General features: G+C 70.9%; 9 protein-coding genes. 1 reads left to right on the top strand and 8 read right to left on the bottom strand.

Annotation, left to right across the window (positions count from 1 at the left end):
• Positions 1-173 precede the first annotated feature (173 nt).
• The 3 genes from EOV43_RS14565 to EOV43_RS14560 all read right to left on the bottom strand — a co-directional run bounded on the left by EOV43_RS14565 (position 174) and on the right by EOV43_RS14560 (position 2,763).
• Positions 174-1,316 (bottom strand): N(5)-(carboxyethyl)ornithine synthase, encoded by a 1,143-nt coding sequence (locus EOV43_RS14565; RefSeq protein WP_164878731.1) that lies wholly within the window; start codon positions 1,314-1,316, stop codon positions 174-176.
• The gene (locus EOV43_RS15895; RefSeq protein ID WP_277745795.1) at positions 1,313-1,447 is read right to left on the bottom strand and encodes a hypothetical protein; all 135 of its coding nucleotides are present in this window, start codon (positions 1,445-1,447) and stop codon (positions 1,313-1,315) included. The genes EOV43_RS14565 and EOV43_RS15895 overlap by 4 nt, the downstream gene beginning before the upstream one ends.
• A gap of 371 nt (positions 1,448-1,818) precedes the next feature.
• The gene (locus EOV43_RS14560; protein WP_128221928.1) at positions 1,819-2,763 is read right to left on the bottom strand and encodes a 1,4-dihydroxy-2-naphthoyl-CoA synthase; all 945 of its coding nucleotides are present in this window, start codon (positions 2,761-2,763) and stop codon (positions 1,819-1,821) included.
• A 56-nt stretch (positions 2,764-2,819) separates the two neighbouring features.
• Between EOV43_RS14560 and EOV43_RS14555 the strand changes: the two genes are divergently transcribed.
• Positions 2,820-3,260, top strand: a complete 441-nt coding sequence (locus EOV43_RS14555; protein ID WP_128221927.1) for a nitroreductase family deazaflavin-dependent oxidoreductase — start codon at positions 2,820-2,822, stop codon at positions 3,258-3,260.
• Between the two features lie 74 nt (positions 3,261-3,334).
• Here the strand turns inward: EOV43_RS14555 and EOV43_RS14550 are convergent, their stop codons facing one another.
• Genes EOV43_RS14550 through EOV43_RS14530 form a run of 5 tightly spaced genes read right to left on the bottom strand, consistent with a single transcriptional unit; the run spans position 3,335 to position 18,122 of the window.
• Positions 3,335-4,540, bottom strand: coding sequence for a glycosyltransferase (locus tag EOV43_RS14550; protein ID WP_128221926.1), 1,206 nt, complete (start codon positions 4,538-4,540; stop codon positions 3,335-3,337).
• Position 4,541: 1 nt separating this feature from the next.
• Positions 4,542-5,498, bottom strand: coding sequence for an alpha/beta fold hydrolase (locus tag EOV43_RS15775; RefSeq protein WP_239022325.1), 957 nt, complete (start codon positions 5,496-5,498; stop codon positions 4,542-4,544).
• A 9-nt stretch (positions 5,499-5,507) separates the two neighbouring features.
• Positions 5,508-5,888, bottom strand: a complete 381-nt coding sequence (locus EOV43_RS14540; RefSeq protein WP_128221924.1) for an acyl carrier protein — start codon at positions 5,886-5,888, stop codon at positions 5,508-5,510.
• Positions 5,869-10,575, bottom strand: coding sequence for a type I polyketide synthase (locus EOV43_RS14535; protein ID WP_128221923.1), 4,707 nt, complete (start codon positions 10,573-10,575; stop codon positions 5,869-5,871). The genes EOV43_RS14540 and EOV43_RS14535 overlap by 20 nt, the downstream gene beginning before the upstream one ends.
• The gene (locus tag EOV43_RS14530) at positions 10,572-18,122 is read right to left on the bottom strand and encodes a type I polyketide synthase (protein ID WP_128221922.1); all 7,551 of its coding nucleotides are present in this window, start codon (positions 18,120-18,122) and stop codon (positions 10,572-10,574) included. The genes EOV43_RS14535 and EOV43_RS14530 overlap by 4 nt, the downstream gene beginning before the upstream one ends.
• Between the last annotated feature and the right edge of the window lie 96 nt (positions 18,123-18,218).

Raw genomic sequence — 18,218 nt, 5'->3', positions numbered from 1 at the left:
GTACGGCTCCCTCCCACGAACGTACGTCCGTCCTCGGGATGAGGGAACCGGGGTGAGTCCGCTCAGCGACCGTCCGTCCGTCGTTGTCTCCGCTGAGGGGACGCAACACACCGTTCTGTGGAGGATTGCTGTCACCAGGTGACAGCAATCCTCCACAGAACGTGCTGCTGGGATCAGACCAGCGCGTACGGCTCAGCCGGGCTGCGGCCCTGGAACGCCAGGATCGCCGGGTTGATGATCCGGCCGTCGCGGATCTCGATCGCGCGACTCAACGTCGGGTCGGCGTCCCACGCCTCGGGGCCCTCGAGCACCGGACGCAGGAACGGGATCAACGCGTTGCTGTTCTCCCACGTCGCGGAGTTCCACAGGTGCGACGGGCTGTGGTCGACGCCGTAGTAGGTGACGGTGTCGCCGACGGTGAACGTCGGGTCGTCGAACGTCGTCGGGCGGGCCCAGCTGAAGCCCATCCCGCGGTCGCAGGAGACGTCCACGACCAGGCTGCCGCGACGGAACGCGGTGACGTCGTCCTCGGTGAGGTAGACGAGCGGGTTCGCGGTGTCCTGCAGGGTGCAGTTGACGACGATGTCGTTCTCGGCGAGATACGCCGCAAGGGGTTCGCGACCTCGCTCGGTGATGACGTGGCTCAACTCGGGGTCGCCGGGCGTGTGGTCGAACTGCCGCATCAGCACCGAGTGGATCGGTGAGCTGACCGCCGCGACCTCACGATGGGTGAGCACCGCGACGTCGTGCACACCGTGGGCCTTGAGTGCTGTGACGGCGCCACGAGCGGTGGCCCCGAAGCCGATCACGACCGCGCTCAACCGGCGGCCGTAGTCACCGGTCAGGCCGGCCAGTTCGAGGGCGTGCAGCACGGAGCTGTAGCCGGCGATCTCGTTGTTCTTGTGGAACACGTGCAGACCGAAGCTGCCGTCACGGCGCCAGTGGTTCATCGCCTCGAAGGCGATCAACGTCAGCTTCTGGTCGATGGCGAGCTGGGTGAGTTCGCGGTCCTGGACGCAGTGCGGCCAGCCCCACAGGACCTGGCCGGAGTGCATCGCGGCGACGTCGGTGAGCTGCGGCTTGGGGAGCAGGACGACGTCGGAGGTCGCGATCAGCTCCTCACGCGACGCGAACCCGGCGACGAACGGAGCGAGCGCCGCATCGGCCACGCCGAAGCGGGCGCCGTAGTCGTGCTCGAGCGTGATCCGGGCGCGCAGGTCGGCGTCCAGCAGGGGGAGGTGGTCCGGGTGGAGAGGGAGCCGACGCTCGTTCTCCATCGAGGAGGAACCGATGACGCCGAGCCCCAAGGACGTCACTTCTTCTTGACCGTCGCAGCCTTGGCGGCATCGGAGGCGGCAGTTGCCTTGTCGCGCTTGTCGGCGCGCTTCTCCTTGATGGACTTGCTGGACTTCTGGGTCATGCCTTGACGTGGCGACTTGTCGCTCATGTGTTTTCTCTCTGAGAGGGAACCTGGACGGCCCCGTCTTGCGACCCTACGCGCATTCCGGTGGGGCGGTTGATCGCCGCTCACACCGGAGGCGGGGAGGCCAACGACCACGGCGGGACCCCGCCCGGAGCACACCGGACGGGGCCCCGCCTGCGTCCACTCTGCCGAGAACCGGTCTGGACCGGCAGGCTGTCCCGGAACCGACGTGGGTCGTCATGGGGCCTGCCCCTACTCCTCGCCCGTCCGGTGCAGCGCCAGTGTGCCCCTGCCCGACCGTGGGCGGTGGTGCTGATGCACTCGATCGACGGACGAGGGCCCCGACCAGTTCGTGCAGGTCGGGGCCCTCGGTCCAGCTCGGGTGAGCGAGAGGCTCAGTAGTACCAGGGGTAAGGCGACCAGTCGGGCTCGCGCTTCTCGACGAACTGGTCGCGACCCTCCTGGGCCTCGTCGGTCATGTAGGCCAGACGGGTGGTCTCACCGGCGAAGAGCTGCTGGCCGACCAGACCGTCGTCGAGCAGGTTGAAGGAGTACTTCAGCATCCGCTGGGCCGTCGGGGACTTGCCGTTGATCTTGGCGCCCCACTCCAGGGCGACCTTCTCGAGGTCGGCGTGGTCGACGACCTTGTTGACCGCACCCATGCGGTGCATCGTCTCGGCGTCGTAGGAGTCGCCCAGGAAGAAGATCTCGCGGGCGAACTTCTGACCCACCTGACGGGCCAGGTAGGCCGAGCCGTAACCGCCGTCGAAGGAGCCGACGTCAGCGTCGGTCTGCTTGAAGACCGCGTGCTCGCGCGAGGCGATCGTGAGGTCGGCGACCGCGTGCAGCGAGTGACCGCCACCAGCAGCCCAACCGGGCACGACGCAGATGACGACCTTCGGCATGAACCGGATCAGGCGCTGCGCCTCCAGCACGTGCAGACGTGCCAGACGGGCCTTGTCGATCGGCGACGGCGGCTCGGCACCGGTGTCACCGGCCTCGATCGTCTTGTCCTCGTACTGGTAGCCGGCCTTGCCGCGGATCCGCTGGTCGCCGCCGGAACAGAACGAGTACTTGCCCGACTTCGCCGACGGACCGTTGCCGGTCAGCAGGACACAGCCGACGTCGGCGCTCATCCGCGCGTGGTCCAGGGTCGCGATCAGTTCGTCGACCGTGTTGGGGCGAAACGCGTTGAGCACGTCCGGCCGGTCGAACGCGATCCGGACCGTTCCGTGCGCCTTCGCGCGGTGGTAGGTCATGTCGGTCAGGTGTTCGAAGCCCGGGACGACGTCCCACGCGTCCGGGTCGAAGGTGTCGCTCACTCCGTCGATCGCACTCATGCAGCGCAGGCTATCGCCGTTGGCCCACGAGCTGAACGGGGACGTAGGTTCGAGCCATGGCTCTGACAGGAACGTACGTCCCCAGCCCCGCCCAGTGGGTCCGTGACCAGGTCGCCGAGTACGAGGCGTCCGGCGGCACGCGCGCCACCACCCTGCCCGGCACCGACGACAAGGTCGTCGTGATCACCTCGCGCGGCGCGAAGTCCGGCAACCTCCGCAAGAACCCCGTCATGCGGGTCACCCGAGACGGCAAGTACCTCGCGGTCGCGTCCAAGGGCGGAGCCCCCGAGCACCCGTCCTGGTACGCCAACTTCGTCGCGCACCCCGAGGTCGACCTGCAGGACGGCCCCGAGAAGCACACCTACCGCGCCCGCGTCCTCGAAGGTGCCGAGCGTGCTGAGTGGTGGGACCACGCCGTCGCGACCTGGCCCACCTACGCCGAGTACGCGGTCAAGACCGACCGGGAGATCCCGCTCTTCCTGCTCGAGCGCGTCTGAGACACGTACCCAAACATGCAAAGGTCGGGCCGGGGCCTTACAGGGGGCTCAGCGACCGACCTTTGCATGTTGGTCTACGGGCCAACCACGGCGGCTGACAGGAGCAACTGCTCCAGCGCCTCAGCCGCGGCGGAAGCCCCACCCAGACCGGCGAACTCGTCGGCCAACGCCTGCGCGTTCGCCCGCATCGTGGCGTCGGTCAGCGTCTGTGCCACGGCGGCACGCAACTGCTCAGCACGCACCCGCGCGAATTTCACCCGTACCCCCGCGCCGGCTCGCACCACTTGGTCAGCGATCACCGGCTGGTCGTCGCGGATCGGGGTCACCACCAGCGGCAGCCCGGCTGACAGCGCCTCACAGACCGTGTTGTGGCCCGCGTGCGAGACCACCGCTGCGGCCCGTTCCAGGAGCGCCAACTGCGGCACCCGCTCGGCCACCACCACGTTGGCGGGCGCGTCGGGAACCATCTCCGGCGGCGCGACGAAGACCGCCTGCCACGGCTGGCCGCGGAACGCCTCGGCCGCCATGGGCCAGAACTTCTCGCCCGTGTTGGCGTTCAACGTCCCCAGACTCACCAGTACCAACGGCAGGTCGGGGTCGAGAAGGTCCATGTCGAACGGCGTCGTCTCAGTACGTCCGGTCGTCGCCGAACCCACGAACGCCACCGCCGCGTTCCCGGTGACGTCCTCCAACCCGTCACCCACCAACGTCGGCGAGGTGTAGGCCAGCACCAAGTGCTCCGAGATCCGCATGTCGCCACGCTCGGCGACCTCGGGATCGACGCCGTACTGCACCTGCAACGCCACCCGTGAGGCGTGGATCTGCTCGGTCACCTTCGGCAACCCCGCCAACGGATCGACCAGCTCGGCCGACGTCGTCGCCGACGTCACCCACAACATCTGACGACGACGCCCCACCACCGCACCCGCCCACGTCTGTTGGTCGACGACGAGGACGTCCGGCTCCCATGCGTCGACCGCGTCCTCGACGCCCGGAACCATCAGGTGGCACAGCGGTTCCAGGACCTCCTCGGTGAGGAACTTGTACGCCGCGGCGCCGCGCAGGTCGGGGCGTCGGGCGAACCGTTGGTCCACTGCCTCGGTCCATTCCTGCCCGCCCGAGGGGAGGAACGTCGCGCCCGTCGGCAGCAACGCCTCGACCTTGCCGGGGAAGCCCGTCCACGCCACCTCGTGACCGCGGCGGGTCAGCTCGGCGGCGACCACGACGGTCGGGTTCACGTGCCCCGTCAACGGCGGGACGACGAACAGGAAACGTGCCACGTCAGGAACCCACGGCAGCAGCCGACGCAGCAGCCTCGGTTTCCGCCTGCTTCCGGGCCATCCCCTGCGCGCTCTCGGCCTTGATCTGCTCGATCTGTTCCATCCGCTCCACCGCGCCGTAGGTGCCCAGGTGCTTCGGTGCGACCTCGACGATCTCGTAGGTGGTGCCGGCCTGCGCATTCAGCCACGCCATCGCCCTGGCCTTGATCAGCCCCGGGTTCTCGATCAGCAGTGCGTGCGAGGAGTCCGGGACGATCTCCAGGGTGGAGTCGGGCACCTCGGCGTCCAGTTCACGAGCGCGGTCGAGGATGTCGGACTCCGATCCGTAGATCGCGTACAACGGGCGCGACACCTCGGCCAGCCACCCGATCGACGGCTCCGCCTTGAGATCGGCGATCAACGACGTCTGGAAGAACAACTTCTCGGCCCGCATCGCCAGCCGCGACATCTTGCGGTCCGCCTCCGCGTCGAGCCAGGCCCGCACCGCGCCCTCGTCGAGCCCGAACGCAGCCATCTCCAACGAACCCGCCATCTGCTCGCCCCAGCCGGGCACCGAGAAGTGCGCCTCGATCAGGAACAACGACGCGATCTTCTCGGGGAACCGCTGCGCCACCGTCAGCCCGACGACGCACCCGAACGAGTTGCCGAAGAAATGCACCGGCTCGTCGTCGAGACCCCACTCGGTCAGCATCGCGAGCAGGTCCTGGACGTTCTCCTCGACGCTGTACCCGGTGTCGGGGATCGTCGTGCGGCCGTGGCCACGCATGTCCATCAGGTACACGTCGGCCTGCGCCGCCAGCGGGTTCGCGAGCGTGTAGAACCAGCTCGACAGGTTGTCGATGACGAGCCCGTGCAGCATCACGATCTTGGGGCGCTTGACCGGGTTGCCATCGGCGTCGACCGCCGGCTCCCCGGTGAGCACCTGCGTGTGGAACTTCAGCCCGCGGGCCTCCACCATCGGCACTGATCAGCCCTCCGACGCGACAGCAGCGGAGGCAGCGGCGGGGTCGGCCAGCGACGTCACGACGAAGTCGACCACCTGCCCCGCGGTCAACGCGACCACCTGATCGAGGTCCATCGCCGACATCCACGACACGAAGTCGACCTTCTCGCCGTAGGCAGCCAGCAGTTCCTCCGACAGCGCCACGAACTCGATGCTCTCCAGTTGCAGATCGTCGCTGAACGAGGTGTCCATGGCGAGCGGGCCGTCGAGCATCAGGTCGTCGCCGACGATCTCGGTCAGGATCTCCTCCAGCTGCGCGAGCACGGCCTCGGGGGAGGTGTCGGCGGCGGTGCTGGTGGTCGTGCCGATGGTGGTGTCGAGGTTCTCAGCGGTCTGTCCAGGCAACGATGTACTCCTCATGAGGCGTGACGTCCGGCGTCACGGTGATGGCTTCTGGGGTGGGCTCGACGACGCGGACGCCGTCGAGGACCAAGGACGTGGTGGCGATCCAGCGGTCGCCGACGAGCAGGTCGACGCGGAGCGGGTCCTCGGCGCTGGGGGCCGGCCGGACCTCGTGGACCTCGAAGTCGTGCGGGCGTCCCTGCAGGCCGGTTCCGTTGGCCTTCGCAGCGGCCTCCTTGGCGGCCCACCAGCGGGTGAGTTCGCGGTCGCGGCAGAGCCGTCCGGTGTCGGCGTCGAGGCTGCGGACGTACGTCCCGACCAGCGATTTCTCCGCCGCGGTGAGGGCGGCGTTCTCGAACGTCGTGGAGCGTTCCGCGACCCGTTCGACGTCGATCCCCGGTAGTCCGTCGCGGGACGCGATCGCGACCCCGACACCGACGGCCGCCGCGTTGCCCGCGACCTTGCCGGCCGGCGGACGTCCACCCAGGGTGTGCGAGATCGACACCTCGACCCTGTCGGTGCCGGGCAGTTCGGTGCGCACCACAGGGCGTCCGGCGTCGTCGTTGTCGATCGCGACCTCGGCCGGGAAGACCCGGGCCACACCCGCGTCGAACGCGAGGTCGCGGACGGCGTCCTTCGCTGAGATCCGGCCCAGCAGGCGTGCGCGCTGACTGCGCGGGTTGCGGGACATGTGGTCGCCGCGTTCGTCCTGCCGCAGGAATCGCCGCATCACGACCTCGCGGGAGGCGGAGTCGGGCCAGCCCTCGACGGTGAGGAACCATCCTCCCGGGCGCGGCAGGGCCAGGAGCCGTTCACCGGGTTCACGCAGCACCATGAAGAGGCGGTCGTCGGACTGGAAACGACGGTCCTCCCAGCCCGAGATCCGACACCAGACCCGTCCCTCGACGGTGAGTTCGAGATCCGCGCGGACGAACGTCTCGGCGACCTCGGTGATCGTGACGACGCAGTTGACCCGCGTGCCCGTCGTCGGGTGTTCGCCGAAGAACGCGAACTCGTCGACGCTGGTCGGCAGCACCAGACGGTCCTTGTCGGCGCGCGCCGCGACCCAGAGGCCGAAGATCTGCCCGGCGTTGTCGAGCAGCGACCCCGGGTAGGGCTTGGTGAGCAGGTGGCCAGCAGCGCCGTTGACGCCGAACGCCTCCATCGAGACGATCCCTTGGTAGGCGGGACCGTGGAAGAGGTGCCCGTCGGGGTAGATCGTCTCAGGGGTCCACGCCCGGTCGATCACGCCGGTGACCGGGGGCGCAGCGGGGGCCGGCGCGGCCGGGTGCGCGCCGCTGAGGGTGACGACGGCGCGGCAGTGCCCCTCGAACGACGTCCGCACGACGAACGTGTCCGGGCCGTGGACGGCGCGCGCGGCGGCGCTGGCGTCGTCGTCGATCTTCGCCACCAGACGGGCCTCGACCGCCGGTTCGACGGCGAGCCACCGGAACGCACGGACGTCACTGATCGACACCACGACGCTGCCCGGCACGAGTTCACGGGCGGCGTCGCCCATCATCTCGACCAGGCCCGTCAACGGAACCAGCGGGAAGCGGTCCTCCAGCACCGGCCAGCCGGGCTGCTGCGGGTAGAAGGCGTGGTCGCCCCACCACGGCTGGGCCTCGACCGAGAGCGGCACGAGGGTTTCGCGTTCGCTCGCGACGGGCGTGAGCCGGCGGGCCGGCGGTGCTGCGACCGGCGTGGGACGGGGACGCACGGGTGCGGCCGCAGCGGCCGCGATCACCTGCTGCGCCGCGGCTGTGGCCTCTTGGACCAGCGCGGCGAACTCCGAGACCACCGGCCCCGAGCCGTTCACGTCGGCGGACGTCATAGGAATCGAGGGCCCTGGCACCGGAATCTGATGACGTCCCGCAGCGGCAGCGGCAGGGGTGGCAGGGATGGCAGGGGTGGCAGGAACAACCGCGCCGAGGTCGAGCGGCGTCAGGTCCCGCACCAGCGGCGCCCCCATCCGCAGTCGCGTCGCACGCCCCACCGGGACCGGCCGCGGGCCCGCCCCAGTCGCAGCGACCTCCGCCCCCGGGTGGCCGAGCAGCGACAGGTCGAGGTCGAGGCCAGCCGACCAGAGCGCCGCCGCCACCCGACGCAGCTGTCCCAGCCCGGTGGTGCTGACCCGCGCGCCGGGGGCGCTGAGAGCGGAGACGGTGAGGACGTCGACGTCGCGCAGGGTGTCGTCGAGGAAACCGGTGAGGCTGCCGGAACCGACCTGCACGAACGCGCGTACGCCCCCGGCGTGCAGCTTCTCGGTGAGTTCGCGGAACCGGACCTGCTCCACCAGATGACGTCCGCCCAACGCGAGGATCTCGTCGCGGTCGTCGGGGTAGGGCGCCAGCGTCGTCGCCGACCACATCGGCACCTGCGCCGGGTTCAGCGGCACGCTGCCGAATTCGCGCAGCACACCCTGGGCGAACGGTTCGAAGAGCGGGGAGTGGAAGCCCGAACGGAACGGCAGTTCCTGCGCCATCACCTTGCGGGCCTTGGCGTTCTCCAGCACCGCGGGAGCCTGCTCAGGACGGCAGCAGATCACCGACTGGCGGGTGCAGTTGTCGTGGGAGACGTAGGTGTCAGGGAGGGTGTCGGCGATCTCCTGGGCCACTCCGGCGCCGCCACCGAGGGCGACGAAGACGACGTCGGGCACCTCCAGGGCGTCGGGGCGCAGGGAGGCGAGCAGATCGTCGACGCTGGCGTGCGGGACGATCCCGGACACGATCTGACCGGTCCACTCACCGAGGCTGTGGCCGGCCATCAGGTCGGCCTGCACGCCGAGACGGTCGAGAGCGGCAGCCAGGAGACGTCCGACGTTGACGATGCCGCGGCCCTGGGTCTGCAGCCCGGCGTCGGTGGAACTGAAGCCTTCCCAGACCAGCCCGAACCGCTCGGCGACGTCGTCGACCCGGGGGTCGAACTCCGGCTCGACGCCGGGGAAGAGGAACGCGACCTTGCCGTCGCCTGCGTCGGGGTGTAGCAGGCCGGTCGGGTCGAACCAGACGTCGTTGCGGCCCCGGAATGCGGTGCCGCGCGCCAGCACCTTGCGGGCCAGCGTCATCCGCTTCGCATCGGGGGCGACCACTGCCAGACGCGCCGGTCCACCGGTCGGGACAGACGACGACGTCGCGACTCCGTCCGGCGAGGCAGCCACGAGGGCGTCGAGCTGGGCGATCAGGTCGTCGGCGTCGACACCGGCCAGCATCAGCACCGTCTCGTCGGGGTCGACCGCGCGGGAGTTCGCGCCCGGGAACGCCGCCGAAGCAGCGCTGGTGGGGGCTTCGGACAGCACGACGTGAGCGTTGATCCCGCCGAATCCGAACGCGTTGACACCGGCCAGGCGCGGGCCCTGCGTGGGGATGTCCCACGGGCGCAGTGCACCGACGAGTTCCAGACGCGACCCGGCCAGATCAGGGTGCGGGGTGTCGGCGTGCAGCGTCGGGGGAAGCACCTTCTCGTGCAGCGCCAACGCCGTCTTCACCAGCCCGGCGGCGCCCGCAGCAGGCATCGCGTGCCCGATCATCGACTTCACCGAACCCAGCCCGATCGGGGCGCCGGAGTCGCCGAACACCTCACGCAGGGTCGCGATCTCGGTGCGGTCGCCCAGCGGGGTCGCGGTGCCGTGGGCCTCGACCAGGCCCGCTGCGGCGGGGTCGAGGCCGGCCTGACGCCATGCGGCGGTCACCGCGGCGACCTGGCCCGACTGCACCGGGCTCATCGGGGTCGAGGCGCGTCCGTCGGAGGCCACACCGGATCCGCGGATCACCGCGTAGACCCGGTCACCGTCACGCACGGCGTCCTCCCAACGACGCAGCGCCAGGATGCCGGTGCCCTCGCCGATCAGGATCCCGTCGGCGTCGGCGGAGAACGGGCGGATCCCGCCCGAGGGGGACAAGGCGCGGAGTTGGGTGAAGACGCTCCACAACGTGAGGTCGTGGCAGTGGTGGACGCCGCCGGCGAGCACCAGGTCGGCGCGGTCCGAACGCAGCAGGTCGCAGGCCTGGGAGACCGCGATCAACGACGACGCGCACGCTGCGTCGACGGTGTAGGCCGGGCCGTGGAAGTCGAAACGGTTCGCGATCCGTGACGCCGCGAGGTTGGGGACGAGACCGATCGAAGCCTCAGGGCGCTCAGGCCCCAACGCGTCGTGGAACTGCTCCCGGACCTGACGCAACTGCCCCTCGGTGACGCCGGGGACCACTGCTCGCAGCACCTCGACGACCTGCTGGGCGGTGCGGACCCGCTGGTCGAGGCGGGCGACGCCGTCACCCAGGTAACCGCCGCGTCCCAGCAGCACCGCGACACGTGAGGGGTCGAGGCGTGCGTGCACGTCACCGGCGTCGGACAGTGCTGCCGCCGCCGCGGAGAGAGCCAGCAACTGGTCGGGTTCGGCGTACTCGGCAGCGTTCGGCATGATCCCGAACGCCAACGGGTCGAAGGTCGCGACCTCGTCGACGAAGCCGCCACGTCGGGTGTAGAACCGGTCCGCGCTCTTGCCGTCGACGTCGTGGAAGACCGGGTCCCACCGCTGGGCCGGGGCATCGCTGATCGCGTCGACGCCGTTCTTCACGTTGGACCAGAACGTCGCCGCGTCCGGTGCGCCGGGGAAGACACCCGCGACCCCGACGACGGCCACGTCGTCGCGGTGCGGATCCGCACCGGTGCGGTGTCGGCGTCGGCTCACGGCTGTCCGACCGTGTCGGCAGCACGACGGCCCCGACCTGCCACTGACGGTGCGAAGGCGGCGGGCTCGCCGGCCATCACCACGATCTGGCTGGGACGGCCCCGACCACCGGCCACCTCGTTGAGGAGTGCGGTGACACCGTCGTCGGAGTCGAGGAGGCCGACGCCGCGGCGTGCGTACTCCCGCTCGAGCTCGGGCGACACCATGCCGCCGCCGGCCCACGGACCCCAGTCCAGGGAGACCACGTGGCAGCCGTGCCGGCCGTCGTGGATCTGGGCGAGGGTGTCGAGGGCGTCGTTGGCGGCCGCGTAGTCGACCTGGCCCTTGTTGCCGAAGACCCCGGAGACCGAGCCGAAGAGGACCACGAACCGCATCCCCAGGTGCTGCCGGTCCAGGATCGCGCGGGCGCCCTCGACCTTGGTGCCGAACACCCGATCGAAGCCCTCGGCGGTCTTGTCGCGGACCAGACGGTCGTCGAGGACGCCAGCGCCGTGGATCACGCCGTCGAGGCGTCCGAAGGTGCCGTGCAGGGCGTCGAGCAGTGCACCGAAGCCGGGGGAACGCACGTCCATCGAGACGTACTCAGCATCCGAACCCAGCTCGCGCAGCAGCGCCAGGGTCGCGGTCACCTCGCGGTCGGCGATCACCGCGGAGACCTGCTTCTCGACCTCGGCGGGGGTCAGTTTCACGCCGTCGGAGGAGGCGTTCTCGAGGATCCGTCGGCGTAGCGCGAGCGCGTCGTCGGTGCCGCGAAGACGGGGGTCCTCGGCGCCCGACGGGGCGGGCGAACGACCCACCAGGACGAGACGGCACGGTGTGGTCCGGGCGATGCCCTCCGCGATCCGGGCGGTGATGCCCCGGGCGCCGCCGGTCAGGACGACGACGGACTCTGCATCCAGACCGAGCGACGAAACTCGCTGTTCGAGGTCGATCGCCGGGCCCGCCACGCGGGCGGTACGGACCCCGCCGGTCCAGGAGACCGCCGCAGGGGCATCGAGGTCGAGGAGCTCGTCGACGAGGCAGACGGCCAGCGCGTGCAGGTCGCCGGCGAGGTCGCCGGTGGTCACCTCCACGGCGCGGACCAGGAGGTCTTCACGCTCACGGGCCAAGGAACGGAAGAGACCGGGTAGGCCGGTCGGGACGGCTGCCCCGACGGCGTCGTCGGCGGCGTGGGCGGCCACACCGACGCCGAGCAGACGCTGGGCCCGACCCAGGAGGGCAGGACGCAGGGCGGCGAACACGTCGCGGGCGTCGATCCGGGGGTCGCCCGAGGTGGTGGAGAGATCAACGACGACGTCCACCTCGGCCAGCAACGCGGTGTGGGCGCTGACCTCCTCGAACGGGACTCGGACGACGCGGGCACCGCGCTCGGTGAGAGCGGAGGCGACCACCGGCGTGAGGTCTGAGTGTCCCTCGACCAGGGCGACGCTGGAGCCACTGATCCGGCCCAGGGAGACGACCGGCCCGAGGGGTTCGACGACCACCTCGTACAGACCGGTGGAGAGGTCCATGACCTGCTCCGGTGCCGCTGCTGACGGGGTGGGCTGGGCAGGAACCACGACGGCGTCACCCACGGACGTCGTGGCGGAGGCGGAGACGGACGACGCGACAGCAGCGGGCGTGCTCAGGCCTTCGATCCAGGTGACGATCGCGGCGAGGGTCTTGTGGCGGGAGAGTTCTTCGACGACGTTCTCGTCGAGTTCGGCGCCGCCTGCGCCCGGTCCGCCTGAGCCCAGCCCGATCTTCTGGGCGAGTTCTCCGACGATCTCGATCCGCTTGATGGAGTCGATGGAGAGGTCGGCCTCGAGGTCGAGGTCGGGTTCGAGCATGTCGACGGGGTAGCCGGTGCGTTCGGAGACGACTTCCTGGACCGCCAGCAGCAACGCGTCGCCGCTGAGACTCGTGGCCGTGGCCGTGGCCGTGGGCGTCGCGGCAGCCGGAGCAGCGCCGTCGGTGGCGGCCGCCGGGGCAGAGGTGCCGGGCGCGCTGCTCACACCCTGCATCCCTTCGATCCAGGTGACGATCGCGGCGAGGGTCTTGTGGCGGGAGAGTTCTTCGACGACGTTCTCGTCGAGTTCGGCGCCGCCTGCGCCCGGTCCGCCTGAGCCCAGTCCGATCTTCTGGGCGAGTTCTCCGACGATCTCGATCCGCTTGATGGAGTCGATGGAGAGGTCGGCCTCGAGGTCGAGGTCGGGTTCGAGCATGTCGACGGGGTAGCCGGTGCGTTCGGAGACGACTTCCTGGACCGCCAGCAGGAGGTCCACGGTCGCAGCTGGTGCCGCCGCGACGGGTTCGGGCGCCCGCTGGGCCGGAACCAGGGAAGCAGGTGCCGGAGCAGCAGCCTGCCGGGCAGCCGGAGCAACGGCCGAAGCAGCCGTGACCGAGGCCGGAGCTGCCGTCACGGCGCTGGACGGAGCAGCGGCCGTCACGGCGCCGGACGGGGCAGGTGCCGGGGTGGCTCCCAGGTAGCGGAGCACGACGTCACGCTCGGCCGCGACCACCTGACGCATCGACCGCAGGTACTCGGTGAGGACCACGTCGGCTCCGGTCCCGGCGAGAACGGGGGAAGCGGAGACGTCGTCGAACGAGGTCTCGACCGGGGCGCTGCTCATCGTGAAGACCTCCGGTGTGGCGACGGGGGAGAGGGCCGGCATCGTGTCGGCCGGCTGGTGACTGTTGGGAAGCACGGTGCCGTCGGCCCGACGCACGAACGCGCCGCTGACGGTCCAGCCAGGGGCCTTGAGTGGCCAGGTGCGCAGGTCGACGTCCTCGGCGCGTTCGAGGAAGAGGCTGCGGGTGTCCACCTCGACGCCGGCCATCGCCAGATCGGCGACTGCCTGCAGGAAGCGGCGGACCCCGTTCTCGCCGTTCACGTCGGTCGCGACGACGGTGTGCGGGCGGTCGCCGAGGATCTTTGCGACCTGGCCGCCGAGGACCCGTCCGGGACCTGCTTCGACGAAGACGCGGACGCCGGCGGCGTACATCGACTCGATCTGGTCGACGAACCGGACGCCGTCGCTGACCTGCGAGGACAGCAGGCCCTTGAGGACCTCGACCGCGTCGTCGCCGGTGCTGGATCCGACACCGGGGTACGGCTCCGCGGTGACGTTGGACCACACCGGGAACTGCGGCGCGGAGAGGTCGAGAGCAGCGAGTTCAGCAGCCAGCGACTCGCTCGCGCGGGCCACGAGCGGGGAGTGGAAGGCACAGGCCACCGGGATCAGCGTGGCGCGGACCCCGTCGGCCTCCCACGCCTCGACCGCGGCGTGGACGCTCGCCGTCGGGCCCGAGACGACGACCTGACGCGGGGCGTTGTGGTTGGCCACCACGACGCCGTCGAAGGCGGTCAGACGCGGCAGCAGTTCCTCGATCGTCAGCGAGACCGCAGCCATCGTGCCCGGGTCTCCGCCCGACGCCTCGACGGCGTCCAGCACGGCCTGGCCGCGCACCGCGGAGAGTCGCAGCAGGGTGGCGTCGTCCATCACGCCGGCAGCAGCCAGCGCCGCGAGCTCACCGTAGGAGTGGCCTCCGGCGACGTCGGGCTGCACGCCGACGCTGCGGAGCATCCGGGTCATCGCGAGCGCTGCTACCCCGAGGGTCGGCTGGGCGACTTCGGTGGCGGTGATCGCGGCCCGCTGGGCGGCGCGCTGGGCGGCGGTGAAACCGGCCGGCGGGAACAGTTCCGCTGCCCACGGCTCCGCGAGCGCGGCGACGTCGTCGAGTGCGGAGAACGTCACGAAGAGGTCGTTGAGCATGCCCGGACGCTGGGAGCCCTGACCCGGGTAGAGGAACGCGACCTTGCCGCGTTCGGCGGCGTCAGGGGCAGCAGGTAGGCCGTACGACCCGGCCTCGTCGAGCAGCCGGTCGAGTTCCTGGCGCAGTTCCAGGAACGACCCGGCCACGAAGGCTGCCCGCACTGCACCACGGCCCGAGGTCGAGACGGTCCGGGCGAGGTCACGCAGACGGTGACGCTGGGCGCCCGGGTCGGAGGCGAGGACGCCGTCGACCAAGGCGCGCAGGTCGTCGAGCCGATTGGCTGCTGTGGCCTCGTCGACCGCCCGGACGACGAACAGTTCGGCGGGCCACTGCGCGACCTTGTGCGCGGGACGGTCCCCGCCCTCGTAGGCGGAGACGACGGCGTGGAAGTTGGTGCCGCCGAAGCCGAAGGCGCTCACCCCGGCCCGACGCGTGGCCGCGGCCCAGGGGCGTGCAGTGTCGTGGAAGCGGAACGGGGACGCCTGGGCGTCGTAGTACGGGTTGGGGTCGTCGAGGTTGATCGTCGGCGGGAGCACCGCGTGGTGCAGGGCCTTGGCGACCTTCACGAGTCCGGCGAGCCCGGCTGTGCACTTGGTGTGCCCGATCTGGGACTTCACCGAGCCCAGGACCACTGATCCCGGCTCGACGTCGGCCTCGGCGAAGAGTTCGGTCAGGGTCGCCATCTCGGTGCGGTCCCCGACGACGGTGCCGGTGCCGTGCGCCTCGACCAGACCGACCTCGGTGAGCGAGACACCGGACGCCTCCAGGGCGCGCGCGACAGCACGCTGCTGCCCCTCCTTGCGGGGAGCGGTGAGGCCCAGGTGCCGGCCGTCGGAGGATCCGGCGACGGCGTCGATCACGGCGTAGATCCGGTCGCCGTCACGCTCGGCGTCGACGCGACGCTTGAGCACGACCGCGGCGATGCCCTCACCGAGCGCGATGCCGTCGGCGTCGGCGTCGAAGGTGCGGCAGCGTCCGGTCGGGGAGAGCGCGTGCACGGAGGCGAACATCAGGTAGTCGTTGAGGCCGTTGTGCAGGTCGGCGCCACCGGCGATGACGAGGTCGGAGGACCCCTGACGCAGTTCCTTGCAGGCGGCGTCGAGTGCGGCCAACGACGATCCGCAGGCGGCGTCGACGGTGTAGTTGACCCCGCCGAGGTCGAGTCGGTTGGCGATCCGGCCGGCGATCACGTTGGCCAGGACGCCGGGGAAGGAGTCCTCGGTGAGGGAAGGGAGCCAGTTCTCCAGCTCGTCGGGAACCTGACCGAAGAGCTGCGGCAGGAACGCGCGGATCCCGTAGGCGCCGCCCAGTTCGTTGCCCGACTCCGCGCCGAAGACCACCGAAGCGCGCTCACGGTCGAAGGAACGCTGGGCGTACCCGGCGTCGGCCAGCGCACGCGAGGCCACCTCGAGGGCGAGCAGTTGGACCGGTTCGATCGCTGCCAGGGAGGCCGGCGGGATGCCGTGCGAGAGCGGGTCGAAGCCGATCGCGTCGACGAAACCGCCCCACTTCGACGGGGTGGTGCGTCCGCCCTGACGTTTGTCGTAGGTCTCGGCGTCGAAGTAGAGGTCGGTGTCCCATCGCTCGGCGGGAACCTCGGTGACGTGGTCGGTGCCGGCGACGACGTTGGCCCAGAACTGCTCCGTACCGACCGCGCCGGGCAGGAAGGTCTCCATGCCGATGATCGCGATGTCGAACGGGTCGGCCTCGGTGGCGACCTCGTCGTCCGTCTCGACGTCGAGGCCGAGGTGTTCGTGCACCCACGAGACGCTGCCGACGCTGACGGAGGCGTGCAGGGCGGCGATGTCGGTGACCTCGTCGCGCAGGGTCGCGACCTCGCCGATCATGTACATGCCCTCGGCGATCTGACGGTCCACGTCGACGCTCTGGAGTGTGCCGTCGGTGCGGACCAGTCCCTTGGAAGCGATCCGGAGGCGGCCCAGGTTGAGCTGCTCCAGCTCGGCCCACCGACTCTTGGCGTCGACCCCGGCAGACTCCAGTTCGGCCTTGCGCTCGGCGAACGCGCGCGCGAACTCGGTCTCGACGCAACGGGTCGCGTGGCCGGGGGCGGTCTCCACGAGCATGGTCCGCTCGCAGTCGACGGCGACTTCCTGGAAGGTCTCCTGGATCGCGCCGGAGGCCACGGCCTCGGTGGTGAAGAGGTAGGCGGTGCCCATCAGGACGCCGACCTGGGCGCCGCGGGCGGCGAGCGGCGCGACGGCGGCGGCAGCCATCGCGGCCGAGCGGGCGTCGTGGATGCCACCGGCGAGCAGGATCCGCAGGTTCTGCGGGTCGTTGACCTGCAGCAGCCTCTCCACCTGGGCCTCCCACAACGCGAACGACGAACGCGGCCCGACGTGGCCGCCGCACTCACGTCCCTCGAAGACGAACGAACGGGCGCCGTCGGCGAGGAAGGCGTCGAGCAGGCCCGGCGAAGGGACGTGCAGGTACGACGCGATGCCGTCGGCCTCCAGCGCCGCGGCCTGCGAGGGGCGGCCACCGGCGATCAGCGCGAACGGCGGTGACACTTCGGTGACGACCTCCAGTTGGGCGGCGAGGAGGTCGGCGGGGGCGAAACCGAGCAGCCCGACGCCCCAGGGGCGATCGCCCAGCAGGGCTGCGGTCTCGGCGAGCAGGGAACGGACCTCGGCAGCGGGCAGCAGCGCGAGGGCGAGGAAAGGCAGACCGCCACCCTCGGCGACGGCAGCGGCGAACTCGGCGCGGTCCGAGACCCGCGTCATCGGGCCCTGGGCGATCGGGTACTGGGTGCCGTGGGTGGCGGCGAGCGCCGATCCGGGAGCCAGCGGGTCGCCAGCGCGGAGCGCGTCGAGGTGGGTGGTCACGGACTCGCGCAGGGCCTGGACGACGCCGCCGACGGTGACGAAGCGGGTCGCCCAGTCGGAGGCGACGCCGCAGTCCTGTCCGAGGGGGACGAGGTCGGAGTGCAGGTCGGCGCCGAGGCGGGCCGCGACCTCCGCGCTGGTGACGGCGTCGTCGAGTGCGGCGACCTCGAGGTCGGGGCGGGTGTAGAGCCGGTGTCCGCCGACCACGCGCGTCTCGGAGCCGTCCATCAGGCGCAGCGCGGCGGCGGTGGTGGCGGGCAGTGCGGCTTCGCGGAGCAGTCCGAGCTGGGTGTCGACGACGACGCCTGCACCACCGCCGGCGACGACGGCAGCGGTGGTGTGCAGACCGGTCCCGCCGCGGACCCAGACGGGGACGCCGAGGTCGACGGTCTGCTGCAGTAGCACGAAGGACTGGGTGGTGCCGACGCGTCCTCCGGCCTCGCAGCCGACGACGACCAGACCGTCGGCCCCACCCTCGACGGCAGCGACGGCTGCGTCGCGCGAGGTCACCTGGGCCAGGACCCGGCGGCGGGGGGTGCGCCACAGGGCGGCCGTGTCTTCCCAAGGGGCGCCGAGGTCGTCGAGCAGGGTCGCGTCGAGCACGACGGCGCTGAACGCGTCGTCGAGGGCGGTGTCCAGGGCGTCGTCGTGCCCGACCCCGCGGGAGAGGAGGCCTGCGCCGGGGCGCATCCAGCCTCCGGTGCTCCGCCGTCGGGCGAGGTCGGCGAGCACGTCCTGCAGTGCGGTGAGGTCGGGTGCGTCGACCAGGCCGGTGCCACCGGCGCGCTGGGCAGCGGTGACGAGTGCGGCGTTGGTGCGGCCGACCGGGTCAGCGGCGACGACCAGTTCCGGTGTCTCGGTGCGATGGTGAGCGGCGCTGTGGTGAGCGGCGCTGTGGTGAGCGGCGCTGTGGTGTGCGGCGGCTCCGGCGGTGGTGACGTGCGGCATTGCGGGACTCCCTCTCCCTGTTGCAGTCCCTGATGACCGGTGCGGACGAGGATCCCTCCCAAGATCGTTCGTCCTCCCCGTCGGCCGCCGAGGCGG

It is taken from the genome of Nocardioides yefusunii (assembly GCF_004014875.1).
GTDB classification, from domain to species: domain Bacteria; phylum Actinomycetota; class Actinomycetes; order Propionibacteriales; family Nocardioidaceae; genus Nocardioides; species Nocardioides yefusunii.
This window is presented reverse-complemented; position numbering and strand designations above follow the sequence as displayed.

What these genes read in the sequence shown, in the direction of transcription:
- EOV43_RS15895 (WP_277745795.1), bottom strand. Translation starts at nt 1,447, where the DNA reads ATGAGCGACAAGTCGCCACGTCAAGGCATGACCCAGAAGTCCAGCAAG.
- EOV43_RS14555 (WP_128221927.1), top strand. Translation starts at nt 2,820, where the DNA reads ATGGCTCTGACAGGAACGTACGTCCCCAGCCCCGCCCAGTGGGTCCGT.
- EOV43_RS14560 (WP_128221928.1), bottom strand. Translation starts at nt 2,763, where the DNA reads ATGAGTGCGATCGACGGAGTGAGCGACACCTTCGACCCGGACGCGTGG.
- EOV43_RS15775 (WP_239022325.1), bottom strand. Translation starts at nt 5,498, where the DNA reads ATGGTGGAGGCCCGCGGGCTGAAGTTCCACACGCAGGTGCTCACCGGG.
- EOV43_RS14530 (WP_128221922.1), bottom strand. Translation starts at nt 18,122, where the DNA reads ATGCCGCACGTCACCACCGCCGGAGCCGCCGCACACCACAGCGCCGCT.